Source organism: Bariatricus sp. HCP28S3_A4 (genome assembly GCF_052066395.1).
Lineage (GTDB): Bacteria > Bacillota > Clostridia > Lachnospirales > Lachnospiraceae > Allocoprococcus.
Window position 1 is genome coordinate 1 of the sequence record NZ_JBQHSE010000010.1, and the last position, 13,196, is coordinate 13,196.

Annotated in this window: 10 protein-coding genes and 1 pseudogene; 9 read left to right on the forward strand and 2 right to left on the reverse strand. The window is 43.5% G+C overall.

The genetic code is table 11. The annotated features are described in order from the left end of the window. The 6 genes and pseudogenes from ACTNBF_RS06840 to ACTNBF_RS06865 all read left to right on the forward strand — a co-directional run. Positions 1-1,661, forward strand: a pseudogene (locus ACTNBF_RS06840) (hypothetical protein); the annotation flags it as partial. Between the two features lie 149 nt (positions 1,662-1,810). After that, complete coding sequence (locus tag ACTNBF_RS06845; RefSeq protein WP_441088926.1) at positions 1,811-4,408, forward strand: transglutaminase domain-containing protein; 2,598 nt, start codon at positions 1,811-1,813, stop codon at positions 4,406-4,408. 184 nt (positions 4,409-4,592) lie between these two features. Continuing rightward, on the forward strand, positions 4,593-5,564 hold the full coding sequence (locus ACTNBF_RS06850; protein WP_291818514.1) for an LPXTG cell wall anchor domain-containing protein: 972 nt from the start codon (positions 4,593-4,595) through the stop codon (positions 5,562-5,564). Between the two features lie 230 nt (positions 5,565-5,794). Beyond that, complete coding sequence (locus ACTNBF_RS06855; protein ID WP_427820557.1) at positions 5,795-5,983, forward strand: hypothetical protein; 189 nt, start codon at positions 5,795-5,797, stop codon at positions 5,981-5,983. Next, positions 5,961-6,290, forward strand: coding sequence for a glycoside hydrolase family 2 protein (locus ACTNBF_RS06860; protein WP_441088927.1), 330 nt, complete (start codon positions 5,961-5,963; stop codon positions 6,288-6,290). The genes ACTNBF_RS06855 and ACTNBF_RS06860 overlap by 23 nt, the downstream gene beginning before the upstream one ends. 33 nt (positions 6,291-6,323) lie before the next feature. Next, positions 6,324-6,587, forward strand: coding sequence for a Fic family protein (locus ACTNBF_RS06865; protein WP_441088944.1), 264 nt, complete (start codon positions 6,324-6,326; stop codon positions 6,585-6,587). Between the two features lie 95 nt (positions 6,588-6,682). Here the strand turns inward: ACTNBF_RS06865 and ACTNBF_RS06870 are convergent, their stop codons facing one another. Together ACTNBF_RS06870 and ACTNBF_RS06875 are read right to left on the reverse strand one after the other, a co-directional pair. Next, positions 6,683-8,902 (reverse strand): glycoside hydrolase family 2 protein, encoded by a 2,220-nt coding sequence (locus ACTNBF_RS06870; protein ID WP_441088928.1) that lies wholly within the window; start codon positions 8,900-8,902, stop codon positions 6,683-6,685. 12 nt (positions 8,903-8,914) lie between these two features. Next, positions 8,915-10,312, reverse strand: a complete 1,398-nt coding sequence (locus ACTNBF_RS06875; protein WP_441088929.1) for an MFS transporter — start codon at positions 10,310-10,312, stop codon at positions 8,915-8,917. Between the two features lie 174 nt (positions 10,313-10,486). Between ACTNBF_RS06875 and ACTNBF_RS06880 the strand changes: the two genes are divergently transcribed. The 3 genes from ACTNBF_RS06880 (at position 10,487) to ACTNBF_RS06890 (ending at position 13,126) form a co-directional block, all read left to right on the forward strand. Next, positions 10,487-11,716: a helix-turn-helix domain-containing protein gene (locus ACTNBF_RS06880; RefSeq protein ID WP_427805991.1), complete on the forward strand. Its 1,230-nt coding sequence runs from the start codon at positions 10,487-10,489 to the stop codon at positions 11,714-11,716. 114 nt (positions 11,717-11,830) lie between these two features. Then, positions 11,831-12,562 (forward strand): DUF554 domain-containing protein, encoded by a 732-nt coding sequence (locus ACTNBF_RS06885; RefSeq protein ID WP_427820560.1) that lies wholly within the window; start codon positions 11,831-11,833, stop codon positions 12,560-12,562. Positions 12,563-12,586: 24 nt separating this feature from the next. After that, the gene (locus ACTNBF_RS06890) at positions 12,587-13,126 is read left to right on the forward strand and encodes a Uma2 family endonuclease (RefSeq protein ID WP_427805989.1); all 540 of its coding nucleotides are present in this window, start codon (positions 12,587-12,589) and stop codon (positions 13,124-13,126) included. Positions 13,127-13,196: the final 70 nt, after the last annotated feature.

The window sequence follows — 13,196 nt, forward strand, 5'->3', positions numbered from 1 at the left end:
TAACAGTATATAAGGCAACAGCAACCTTCAATGGAGAAACTTATACTAATAATGAAAAAGTTGACACAGTGAAGGCCCAGGGTCATTCCTATGTAGAGGATGGCAATGATGTGGAACATGAAACATGGACATGGTCAGAAGACTACAAGAATGCAACTTTGGAACTTACATGTACATCTTGCGGAGAAAAGGTAAAAATTGAAAACCAAGAAAATGAAGAAGATGTTGTAAAGATTGAATATCAAACCAACAATGCAACATGTACAGTCGCAGGAACAACTATATACACTGCTACAGCAAAGTATGAAGGAGTAACATACAAAGATGAAAAAACTGTTACTGATAAGCCATTAGGTCACGATTATAATACTAATTGGAACTGGGATCAGGCAGAGGATATGAATGCTGAAGTACCTTATACTGCAACATTGGATTTAACCTGTAAGAGATGTGATTTCAGTGATAAAGGTATTCAAGCAAATGTGAGGCTGAAAGAAGGCAGTACGATACCTGCAACTTGTGATAAACCTGGACAAAAAACATATATCGCTGAAGTGCAGTATGATGAAACGATAAGGTTTGAAACCGAACAGCCTTTCTATACTGAAGCGGCTACCGGCCATAATTGGTCTGAATGGGAAACCGTAAAAGAACCTACTGAAACAGAGGCGGGCGAGGAACAGAGAACTTGCTCTAAGTGTGGAAAGGTAGAAACAAATAAGATTGCTCCTCTGGCTACACCAAGTGTTCAGTACAGAACTCATGTACAGGATCATGGTTGGGAAGATGTATGGAAGACAAATGGTGAAATGAGTGGAACATCAGGAGAATCTCGAAGACTTGAAGCAATCGAGATCAAGCTTGTAGGTAGTCCATATGAAGGAAGTATTGAGTATAGTACTCATATTCAGGATATTGGATGGCAGTCTTTCAAGAAAGATGGAAATACTTCTGGAACAGAAGGACAGTCTAAGAGATTGGAAGCAATCAAAATCCGTCTCACAGGCGAAATGAAAGAAAAATATCACGTATACTACAGAGTACACGCACAGGATTATGGATGGCTCGGTTGGGCAAAAGATGGCGAAGAAGCCGGAACTGCAGGATTCAGTAAACGATTGGAAGCAATCGAAATCATGCTGGTCAAAGATGGAGATGAGGCTCCTAAGGATGAAGGAACGAATCCGGCATATATATTTAAGTCAGTAAGTTACAGAACTCATGTACAGGATTACGGATGGCAGAGCTATCAGAGTAATGGTGCAACAAGTGGTACAACTGGAAAGTCTAAGAGACTGGAAGCAATCCAGATTAAGCTTGAAAATCAGAAGTATAGTGGCAGCATTCAGTATAAGACACATATTCAGGATATTGGATGGGAGACGTCATGGAAATCTGATAATGCAATTAGTGGAACATCCGGAAAGTCTAAGAGACTGGAAGCTATTCGAATTCAGCTTACAGGCGAAATGAAAAAGAAGTACGATGTTTACTATCGTGTACATGCACAGTCCTTTGGATGGATGGGTTGGGCAAAGAATGGCGAACCTGCCGGAACAGAAGGATATGCTTACAGATTGGAAGGAATCCAGATCGTACTGGTAGAAAAGGATGGACCTGCTCCGGGAACGACTAAAAATGCATTCAGCAAGAAAAAATAGTATTGGTGATTGACTGGATATAATGCTTAAATCAACAGAAAGGACTGCTGTGAAAACAGCAGTCCTTTTTTGGCAATGCTACTTGATAAGAACTTGGGTCATGTGATAACATAAATAATCATATGAAAAGGGAGTGTGAGTGATTTATTATGAATAAAAGTATAAAAAGATTTACAGCATTTCTTCTGGCAATTGCAGTGATCTCCACTCAGAGTTTCGTTACATTTGCGAATGATCATTCCAACACGCGGTATGCGGATGACATTATTTCTGAAATGTACGTGAATCCGTTATATGAGAATCAGAATCAGGAATCTGATCTTCAGGAAGAGGCTGGAAATAGTTCTATATCTTCCTATGCGAATGAGGAAATAGAATATCTGACTTCTAAGGAAGAATGTGCTGCCATCCTGCGGGAAGGAATGAAGCAAAGACAGGAAACAATCAAGGTCTATTATGAGGCAGAGGCGTATGTGAATGGTCTTGGTACAGAAATCATAAAGCTTGCCTGCAAACATACCGGAAATCCGACGGAAGGAGATTATCTTCTGGCATGTTTTAAGAATGTGAAAGTCGGAGGAACCAAAGAAACATTGGGCAATGTATGTCGAATGAACTTTGTGTTTACACCCGTTTATAATACGAACGCAGAACAAGAAGAGGCAGTTACTGCCCGCACGCATGAAGTCCTGGATGAACTAAATGTGTATAATAAGAGTGATTATCAGAAAGTCAGGGCAATCTATGATTATATTTGCAGTCATGTCGAGTATGATGATGAACACAAGAACGATGAAGACTATAGGCTCCAGTTTTCTGCTTATGGAGCTCTGATAGATGGAAAGGCAGTATGTCAGGGATATTCGGTATTGTTTTACCGGATGGCGTTGGAACTTGGAGTTGATAACCGCCTGATTCCGGGAAAGACCAGTTCGGAGACACACGGATGGAATATTGTAGAGCTGAATGATTTGTATTATAATCTGGATACAACGTGGGATGCGGGAAAAGAGACGTACAAATATTTCCTGAAGTGTGAAGCGAATTTCCCGAATCATACACGAGATGAAGACTATGCAACAGATGAGTTTTATCAGTCCTATCCTATGAGTTCGGAAGATTATGCGATTCCGGTTATGTGTGAAGCGGGTCAGCATCAATACGAGGGAACCTTTACATGGACAGAGAGCACTGACGATGACGGAATAGTGAATGGGTACACTGCTGTCCGGGCGGATGTGACTTGCAGTAAATGCGGGGATGTGAACAAGGATCTGGAAGCTGTTGTGACAAAGGATGAAGAACAAAGCATTCTTCCTACTTGCAGCGAACCGGGAAAGGATGTTTACGTGGCTGTTGCGACGGTTAAAGATGCGGATGGAAATGAAGTCGGTTCTGCTTCGGATAAAAAAGAAGTGGTGGTTCCGGCGACCAGTCAGCATTCGTATGGAGAATGGCAGACGGTGAAGGAATCAACCTATAAAGAAAATGGACTTCAGAAAGCTGTCTGTACTGTATGTGGCAGTGAGATAACGGAAGAACTTCCAGTCCTCACGGCAGAAAGCATTTCGCTAAGTGATACTAAATGCAGTCTGGAAACGGGTGAAAACATTATTTTAACAGCTGTTTGCGATCCTGTGGCAGAGAAACCTGAAGAAATTGATTGGAAAAGCAACAATGAGGATATAGCAACCGTGGAAAGTGATGCCGGAACTGCAAAGGTGACGGGAAGAAAAGCCGGAACTACAGAGATTACAGCGTCCGTAGGCGGGAAAACAGCAACCTGTGTTGTAACGGTTACTGGCGCAAGTGTGCAGTATCAAACCCATATTCAGGATTATGGATGGACACAGGGATGGAGAATAAACGGTGAAACCAGCGGAACCTCGGGAGAATCCAGGCGTTTGGAGGCTATTCAGATCCGAATTGCAGATTCTAAGTATAATGGATCAATTCAATATACAACCCATATCCAAGATATTGGATGGGAGAATAAAAGTGAAGAGGATTGGAAAGAGGATGGAGAGGTTAGCGGTACTTCTGGAAAATCCAAACGATTGGAAGCTATTCGCATAAGGCTGACAGGACAGCTGGAAGAGAAATATGATATTTACTATCGTGTACATGCACAGGATTATGGATGGTTAGACTGGGCAAAAAATGGTGAGGAAGCCGGAACGAGTGGACTTAGTAAACGCCTCGAAGCGATTGAAATTGTTTTGATTCAAAAGGGAGCTCAGGCACCTGGGAAAACGGATAAACCTTATGTGATGAAAACGATATCTTACCAAACCCATATTCAGGATTATGGGTGGAAACAGGGCTGGAAAATGAATGGTGCTGTAAGTGGAACATCCGGCGAATCGAAACGTCTGGAAGCGATCCAGATTAAATTGGAGAACCAGAAGTATAGTGGAAGCATTCAGTACACAACCCACATTCAGGATATCGGTTGGGAACTTGCAGACGAGAACGAATGGAAATCCAATGGTGCTACGAGCGGGACATCCGGAAAGTCTAAGCGCCTGGAAGCGATTAGAATTAGACTGACAGGAGAAATGGCTAAACATTATGACGTTTATTATCGTGTCCATGCTCAAAACCTCGGCTGGATGGGATGGACTAAAAATGGACTTCCGGCAGGAACATCAGGTTATTCATACCGACTGGAAGCCATCCAGATTCAGCTTGTTCCGAAAGGGGAAAGCATTGAGGGAAATACGGACAATTCGTACAAACAGAAATAATTATTATGCAATTATTATGTGTCTAAACAGTAAACGAAGTGGTAAAATTTCACAAAATTTACATAATAGTGTAAAAGGTGTTGCAAATAGTATTGCACTGTGATACGATGATATAAATCGTGGAGAAGTCTACAAAATATTATGAATGATTCCAATAAGGGGACAGAAAAAAAGGAGGATTTATATGAGAAAAAAATTAGTCAGCTTGTTGCTGACGACTTGTCTTGCAATCGGACTCGTTTCTACGACCGCACTTGCTAAAGACGAAACGCTTTCAAAAACAGTAACAACATACCGTGCAAATCTGTATGGTGGATGCTATCAGACAACAGTAAATGTTAAGGTAACAGATATTCCGGAAGACGGAACACTGGAAGGAAAGACAGTAGATGATTTATTATTTGCTACTGAATCTGTACAGTATACAGACGCTGTTGCTGGAAGATACAGCATTTCATTAGTTCCGAAGTGCCCATGTCAGACGATTACATCAGTTACTTCAAGCATTGGAGCTCTTAACCTTGCAGGCGGAAGATATTATTTTATCAATACATGCCCGCAGGAAGTACTTAAAAAAGTTGATACTGTGACAGTTACCATGAAACACAGATGCATCTATGGAGAACCTGTTATTACAGAACCGACCTGTACAGAACCAGGATCCAGCGTGAAAGAATGTATCTGCTGCGGTCACAAAGAAACAGAAGTAATTGATCCATTAGGACATGACTGGACAGAGTGGGAAGTAGTGAAAGAGCCTACAACGGAAGAAGAGGGCGAAGAAGAGAGACACTGCACCAGATGTGATGCAGAAGAAACAAGACCGATCGACAAGCTTCCGAAGGAAGATCCGGTAGATCCGGTAGATCCAGTTGATCCGGTCGACCCGGTAGATCCGGTAGATCCGGTTGATCCGGTTGATCCGGTAGATCCGGTTACACCGGTAGATCCTGCTAAACCGGCAGATAACAATAATCAGAACAAACCGGCAACTACAGATAAAACAAACGTAAAGACTAAAGTAGATAATACAGCTAAAAAAGCACCGAAGACTGGTGATGAAAGCAACGTAGCTCTTTGGGTTACTACAATTGCTCTTGCAGGAGTATTGGGTACAGGCGTTGTTATTTATGATAAAAAGAGAAAACATAATTAATCATTGAGATGATGAAACCCCACAGTGGATAGCACTGTGGGGGATTTTTTTGGCAAAAATGATATTGTTTTTAATCAGAGATATGTTTTTAACTGCATCCGTGTCTGGGACTCTGGTGTGGGAATAATGAGATTGAATCTGCGTGGGATCACTGGGCAGAGTTCCAGAGGGAAACAAAGCAACTGAAAGCCGACTATGTTAAGCTGTTTGAATATGTAGTTCCCCGGATTATGAAACAATATGCCGGAGATACCTTTTACTGGCCGGTTGCCTCCTGGTCTTCCATCAATTATTTTGGAAGGTGGAAGGCACTTCAATACATGGCACGCCGCTTCTTCGCGCCGATGATGGCAAGTTTTGTAAAAGAAGAAAAAATTATAAGCCTGTTTGTAGAAAATGAGACGGCATTTCCGGTTTGAGGACGGAAATGTAGTAAAACAGGTGGAGACACTTTTGCCTAATAAATATCTGGATTTGAAAAAGCCGGAGATTGAGGTGCAGGTGCAGGAAAAAGAGGATGCGTATATTTTGCAGGTGACAAGTGACGTATTTGCACCGTTTGTAGAGCTGGACTTTGAGGATGCGGATGCGATATTCAGTGACAATTATTTTCATTTGACAGGTGAGATGCGTGAGGTGGTGCTTCGGAAGAAGGATGTTCGAAATGGGAATTTCACGGATGCTATGGAACTGCAAGAAAGGTTGAGGGTGCGGAGTCTTATATAGGTTCGGAAATATAATGATTGTGTATTTTCTTATCTGCATCTACGTTTTGAGGAGATCCATCCCTTTGCCGATGGTAATGGGCGTGTGGGAAGAACGCTTCTGAATTATTATCTTATGACTCATGATTATCCGCCACTGATTCTTTACAGTGAAGATAAGAGGACATATTACATGGCGTTGGCTGTTTACGATAACACGAGGAAGATATCCGGTTTTATTGAGTTTCTAAAAGAGCAGATGGTGAAGACGTGGGAGAAAAAGAAGAGGATGCCGGTAAAGTTGAATATGTTTTTGTGATGAGGTATGAAATTTGACCGATCTTGTTCTGCCTGATTTTGCAAAAAACGTGCCGTGACAGGAAATACAATCTTGTCACGGCACGTTTTGAATTCTTATTTCTTAATCTGATTCAACTGTTCATTTAAAGCCAGAAGCTGTTCTTTCGTCACGGTCAGGCCGGTCATTCCTGCCATGCTGATCATGCGAAGAAGGGTAAAGCTTCCGAGCATCTGCATAGTAGCTTCATTAAGCATGGAAGCTGCCTGCTGCCCGCCTGCCATCTGTTCCATCATAGCGGCAAATAGCGCTTTTCCGCCTTCGGCTTTCAGAATATCCTCCAGTTTATCATTCAGTGAGAGATATCCCTCCGGTGCAGTAATATCGAACCAGTTCAGGATGGCCCCCTTTTCTTTCAGACGGTAGTCTTCATTGAATACTTCCACCTTGCGAAGGAAACTTTCATCTTTACATTCCCCTGCAATCGCCGTCAGCGTTGTTCCGTCACTGTTCGGAACTTCAAAATAGAAGAAATGTTCCGGTGAAGTCTGCTTTCCAAGGCTGACTCCATTTGCAAACAGTTCGACTTCCGGCTGGTTGGAGTAGACGGTTACCTTTGTCACATCTTCTACACGGTCCACATATCTCTTGCCGCAGATGTGAACGAAAGGATCCTCGGATAACCATGCCTTGTAAGCGTAGAAGGAATCCTTTTTATATTTGCGGTCAAAAGTGATAAGGCCTTTGTGGTTCTGTCCGTTTTCACCGCCTTCGTTGCGGGAATCTGCTCCGAAGTCAAACATATTCCATACGTGGGTTGCCCACAGATATTTTCTGGTGTAAAGCTGTTTGATCAGTTCTTCATGGTAATATGCCTGATATTCTTCTGTGTAATCCCCCTGATCCGGATTGGAAGTATGCCAGTTCAGTGCTTCGCAGCCGTACTCGCTGCAGCCGATCGGAATGTTCGGATGTCTTTCGTGGAAGTTATCAAACCACGGCCCGTTCATAGAAGTATTTCCGCCGTACCATCCGAAATAGTGGTTGTAGGATACTACGTCCGGGATCTGGATGTACGGATCGTCTATGCTGCAGGTGGAAAGACATGCGATGGTGGTCAGGCGTGTCTTGTCCATTTCGTGAACCAGATCATTCAGGATCCGATGGTTTTCAAGAAGATCCTCATCGGACTCGCCGCCCATAGTGATCTCATTGGACAGTCCCCACACAAAGATGGACGGATGATTGTAATTCTGTACGATCAGTTCCTTCATCTGGGAAATGGTGTTCTCGCGTCCTTTCGGCATGTGGGTGGAGATGTACGGAATCTCTGCCCATACGACCATTCCCCTCTCGTCACAGAGATCGTAGAAATACTGGTCATGCTGGTAGTGAGCCAGACGGATGGTGGTCGCTCCGAGTTCGCAGATCAGATCCATATCCTCTTCGTGATGCTCCGGAAGCAGGGCGTTTCCGATTCCCCATCGGTCCTGATGGCGGGATACGCCGCGCAGTGGATATTCCTTGCCATTTAAAATGAATCCGTTTTCCGGATCGATCCGGAAGGTTCTGCATCCAAAACGTGCGGACACATTGTCAAGATCCGTTCTGTTTTCTTCCAGCACAGCTTCTGCCGTATAGAGATACGGGTCTTTTCTTCCGTTCCACAAATGTACGTTTTCCAGCGTAAATGAAACGGCAGTATCGGCGCATGTTGTCTCGGCAACGACATTTCCCTCTGCGTCTTTTATCGTATAGCGGATCTGCTGGGCATCTGTTTTATTTGTCACGAATACTTCTACATTTACATTTGCAGATGTTCCGGTAACCTCCGGTGTTACCTGGATGCCGGGGCCGCCGAAGTAATCCAGATCAAAATGGGAACTGCTTACGGCAAGGATATTGACATTCCGATACAGGCCGCCGTAGAATGTGAAGTCCGCGTGCTGTGGATAGACGGTGTCATTTACACTGTTATCGACTTCGATTACGATCAGGTTTTTGGCTTTCAGAGCGTCCGTGATGTTGACTCTCCAGGTGGAGTATCCGCCGTCGTGACTTGCCAGCTTCCTGCCGTTCACATAGACGGAAGCAGAAGAGTTGGCTCCGCAGAGTTCCAGATAATACAGGTCTGCTTCCGGAAGTTCTGATTTTTCAAGTTCTTTTGCGTAAAATGCGGTTCCGCGATACAGGTCATTTCCGCCGTCCTGGCCGTCGATCGCGTTCCAGGTGTGCGGGAGATTCACCCAGTACCAGCGCTCGGGCATGTGTTCCGGTACGGAGTCTGCCTCTTTGGAAAATGCCCATTTGGTATTAAAATTCAGAATCTGTCTCATGTTATATTCCTCCTAATTGGCGCTTTGTTTCGCCTTTAGAATCTCGATGTTTTCCAGTACTTTTTTCTTGCCCAGCGGATAGATGAAGATCAAGCTGAGTCCTACAATTAGGTATAATACAGCAGGAATCAAGGTTGCAATATTGTAAATACCCTGTACAACAGCTTCGGTCTGCACCTGGGCCGCAGAATCGAATCCGATCCATCCGAGAGCCCATCCTCCAAGCCCTCCGGCAACGGCCTGTCCCAGCTTACGCGCAAAGGAATATACCGCATAAACGGTTCCGTCCTCGCGGCTTCCGGTGCGGATTTCCTGGTCGTCGATGATGTCGGTGATGAAGGCCCACATGATCAGGTTGAACACACCGAATCCAAGGAAACCGATGACATTGATGATAATGTAAGTCCACATGGACCTGGTCCGCATAAGGAACAGCAGGAAACAGGCAATCGCGCCGCTGAGACTTCCGAAGATTCCAAGTTCTTTCTTCCCGAACTTACGGCTGAGCGGGACAGCGACCGGTGCCAGAATGATACCGGGCAGCATGCTGACTGCATTCATGACCATCACGCCGCTCTTGTCCTTGAAATAATCGATGAACAGATATTGGTTGATGGACTGATTCAGGATCTGGGCTGCAAGGATACAGATGGAAGCGATGACAATACCAATCAGTGCGCGGTTGGTGACCAATGTTTTTACCGTATCAATAAATCCCACCTGCTTTACATTCTCTGCAGGAACAGCTTTTACACGCTCTGTTGTCATAAAATAACAGACGAGGTAGCTGGCAATAGAAAGAATAGAAAATACAAGGGCAACGATCGGGAAAAGTTCACCTTTTACAATCTGATTCCCTGCCGCGTCGGAAGCATACAAAATGGCCGGAGCGCCGATGCCCACAGCAATATTTGCGACTACAGAACCAAGGCTTCGGAAGGTAGAAAGCGCTGCACGGTCATCTGCTTCCGGACTGATCAGAGAAGCCATGGAACCGTAAGGAATATTGATCGCGGTGTAAAAAATGCTGCCCCAGAGAAGGTAGGTGGCAAACATATAGACGATGCGCAGCGTCATCGGCGCGTTGGCCATGGAAGTCTGATACATCAGGAAACTGGCAAGTGCCACCGGTCCGCACATACGGCGCAGCCACGGTTTGAATTTACCGTCCTTTGCAGGCTTTGCCTTGTCGGCAATACGCCCCATCGTTACATCGGTAAATGCATCAACGACCCTTGCTACAACAAACAGGGTTCCTACAAGCCCCGGGCTGATTCCAAGTACTTTTGTGTAGAACACCATCAAAAATACACTGGCAAATGTGAATGTGAAGTCGTTACCGAGGTTACCGATCAGGTAGCCGACCTTGTCCCGCCAGCCAAAGGGACGAATCTGTTTTTCTTTGTTCATTCGTTTTCTCTCCTTTGTTTAAAGATTTATTTGTAATGCTTATCCTAAAGGATATCCGAAATTTCAGTGAGTAATATCTTTGCTGAATTTGTAATATTTTTATATTATGTTGAAAAATAATAAAATATATACAATAATTGGAATGTAAGACAAAATATGGAAGGAAGAATGAGAATGAAATACGATGCTACTCTAAAATTTTTTACAGATATCATGGAAAATATGCAGCTTGAAGTCAGGATTTTCAAAAAGCCGTATGGGGAAGTGGAAGAAATGGCAGGCGGAATACGCAAAATTGTGTTTCAGCTGATCGATTATGAAAAATATGCGTATCGTTTTTTCTCTTCCTGCAAGCCAAACACGATTTACAAAGTGTTTGATGAATTTCTGTTTAATTTTATCATCATGCTGCTTCCGGACACCGAAGTGCCGTCTTATATGGTCATCGGACCTTATACGATGAACCCGTGGACCGAAGATGCAATCTTAAATAAAGCGCAGGAATTTCATGTTTCATCCAGTCTCTATCCGGCATTTAAGGACTGTTATGAATCTGTTCCGATCGTGGTGGATTCCAGCACGCTTTTTATGTTGGTAAATGTGTTTGCGGAAAATATCTGGGGATCCAGGGATGCATTTACAATGCAGGAGTTAATCGGAGGAGCGGAGATCCTTCCTGATGCCGGGAAGAGGGAGAAGGTTTTCATAGCTCCGGATGAACTGCAGATGAAAATGAAGAATCTGGAAGAAAAATATCTGTCAGAAAATGAAATGCTTCAGGCAGTTGCAAAAGGACAGCTCCATAAGATCGAGATGTATCTTGGCCGGATCAACCTGCAGACGGTAGAACAGCGGGTGGCGGACCGGACACGAAATGCCAAGAATTATGCGATCATCACAAACACACTCTTGAGAAAAACGGTGGAAAATTGCGCGGTACATCCATTCCATATCGACAAAGTCTCAGCGGAGTTCGCAAAGAAAATCGAACTTCAGACTTCCGAAAAAGGGGTGACTTTGCTGATGAAAGAGATGGTGAGAAAATATACACTTCTTGTAAAGAATCATTCTCTTCGGGGATATTCTCCTGTTATAAGAAGGGTGATGATCAATATTGATTCCGATCTGGCCGCGGACTTAAGCCTCAGCAGGCAGGCACGGCTTCTGGAAGTGAATCCCAGTTATCTGTCAACCCTGTTTAAGAAAGAGACCGGTCTCACCCTGACAGAATACGTGACAAGAAAGAGGATTGACCAGGCAATCTTTCTGCTTAACTCTACCAATATGCAGATTCAGACGGTGGCGGCGTATTGCGGAATTCCGGATCTTTGTTACTTTACGAAAACATTCAAAAAGCTTGTCGGAATGACTCCTACGGAGTACAGAGGGTATGTGATGCGATAGGAAAATGATTCTGGATATGATTGCTTGATCTGATTACTTGATTTGAAAAGAAAGGTTTGTTATCATGAATTTAGAGTTGCATATTCAGTGTGGAAACAGGAAGGAGGAACGTATATGCCAATCGGAATTATTGCCAATTCACTTTCTGTGATCGTTGGCGGTATTGTGGGGATGATAGCGGGAAACAGACTCTCAGCTGATTTCAAAGAAAAGTTAAATATGATCTTCGGCATTTGCGCTATGGGGATGGGCATCAGCTCAATTGCACTGATGGAGAACATGCCCGCAGTTATTTTTGCAGTGATTTTTGGAACATCGTTCGGATTGCTCATACATCTTGGAGAGAAGATTAACAAAGCGTCAAAAGGAATGGAAACGATCATCGGAAAGTTTATGAAATCCGGAAATCATGGGTTATCGGAAAAGGAATTTGAAGATACGCTTGTCACGGTAATCGTTTTGTTCTGCGCCAGCGGAACCGGTATATATGGTTCCATTATTTCAGGTATGAACGGCGATCACAGCATTTTGATAGCAAAATCGATTTTGGATTTTTTCACGGCTTTGATTTTTGCCTGCATTCTGGGAGGCGTGGTGGCCGTTATTGCAATTCCGCAGTTTCTCATTTTCTTTTTGATATTTTTGTTGGCAGGGATCATCTATCCACTGACGACGCCTGCAATGATCAATGATTTCAAGGCCTGCGGCGGATTCCTTCTTCTTGCTACAGGTTTTCGTATGATTAAAGTGAAAATGTTTCCGACAGCGGATATGATACCTGCGATGATACTTGTTATGCCCTGCAGTTGGATATGGGTTACATATATTATGCCGTTTGTCAGTTGATGGCATGGAAAGTGAGGATATGGTATGGCGTTAGCGAGTGAAAAGATCTATACGATTGAAGATATTTACAATTTACCGGAAGGGCAGAGGGCGGAATTGATTGATGGGCAGATTTATATGATGGCGCCTCCGAATAGACAACATCAGGAAATAGTCGGGGAACTATACAGAGAAATTTCAAATTATATACGTTCCAATCATGGATCATGTAAGCCATATATTGCGCCGTTTGCCGTATTTTTGAATGAAAATGATAAAAATTATGTTGAGCCGGATATTGCTGTTATCTGTGATAGAAATAAATTGAACGAAAAAGGCTGCCTGGGAGCACCGGACTGGATTATTGAAGTTGTTTCGCAAGGGAGCCAGCGTATGGATTATATGATAAAATTGTTCAAGTATCGAACGGCTGGGGTCAGGGAATATTGGATCGTTGATAGACAGAGAAACAGAATTACGGTGTACAATTTCCAGAACGATGACGTAAAAGAATTTTCTTTCTCGGATATGGTGAAGGCTGGAATATTTGAAGATTTTGAAATGGATTTTTCGAATGTTATTTGAAATTATCAAATAGGTAAGAAAAAGGGATGCTGCTTTGGGTAAAGGGCATCCCTTTTTTGGAAGTTGTTAT

What these genes read in the sequence shown, in the direction of transcription:
- ACTNBF_RS06860 (WP_441088927.1), top strand. Translation starts at nt 5,961, where the DNA reads ATGAGACGGCATTTCCGGTTTGAGGACGGAAATGTAGTAAAACAGGTG.
- ACTNBF_RS06885 (WP_427820560.1), top strand. Translation starts at nt 11,831, where the DNA reads ATGCCAATCGGAATTATTGCCAATTCACTTTCTGTGATCGTTGGCGGT.
- ACTNBF_RS06890 (WP_427805989.1), top strand. Translation starts at nt 12,587, where the DNA reads ATGGCGTTAGCGAGTGAAAAGATCTATACGATTGAAGATATTTACAAT.
- ACTNBF_RS06845 (WP_441088926.1), top strand. Translation starts at nt 1,811, where the DNA reads ATGAATAAAAGTATAAAAAGATTTACAGCATTTCTTCTGGCAATTGCA.
- ACTNBF_RS06875 (WP_441088929.1), bottom strand. Translation starts at nt 10,312, where the DNA reads ATGAACAAAGAAAAACAGATTCGTCCCTTTGGCTGGCGGGACAAGGTC.
- ACTNBF_RS06855 (WP_427820557.1), top strand. Translation starts at nt 5,795, where the DNA reads ATGAAACAATATGCCGGAGATACCTTTTACTGGCCGGTTGCCTCCTGG.
- ACTNBF_RS06850 (WP_291818514.1), top strand. Translation starts at nt 4,593, where the DNA reads ATGAGAAAAAAATTAGTCAGCTTGTTGCTGACGACTTGTCTTGCAATC.
- ACTNBF_RS06880 (WP_427805991.1), top strand. Translation starts at nt 10,487, where the DNA reads ATGAAATACGATGCTACTCTAAAATTTTTTACAGATATCATGGAAAAT.
- ACTNBF_RS06870 (WP_441088928.1), bottom strand. Translation starts at nt 8,902, where the DNA reads ATGAGACAGATTCTGAATTTTAATACCAAATGGGCATTTTCCAAAGAG.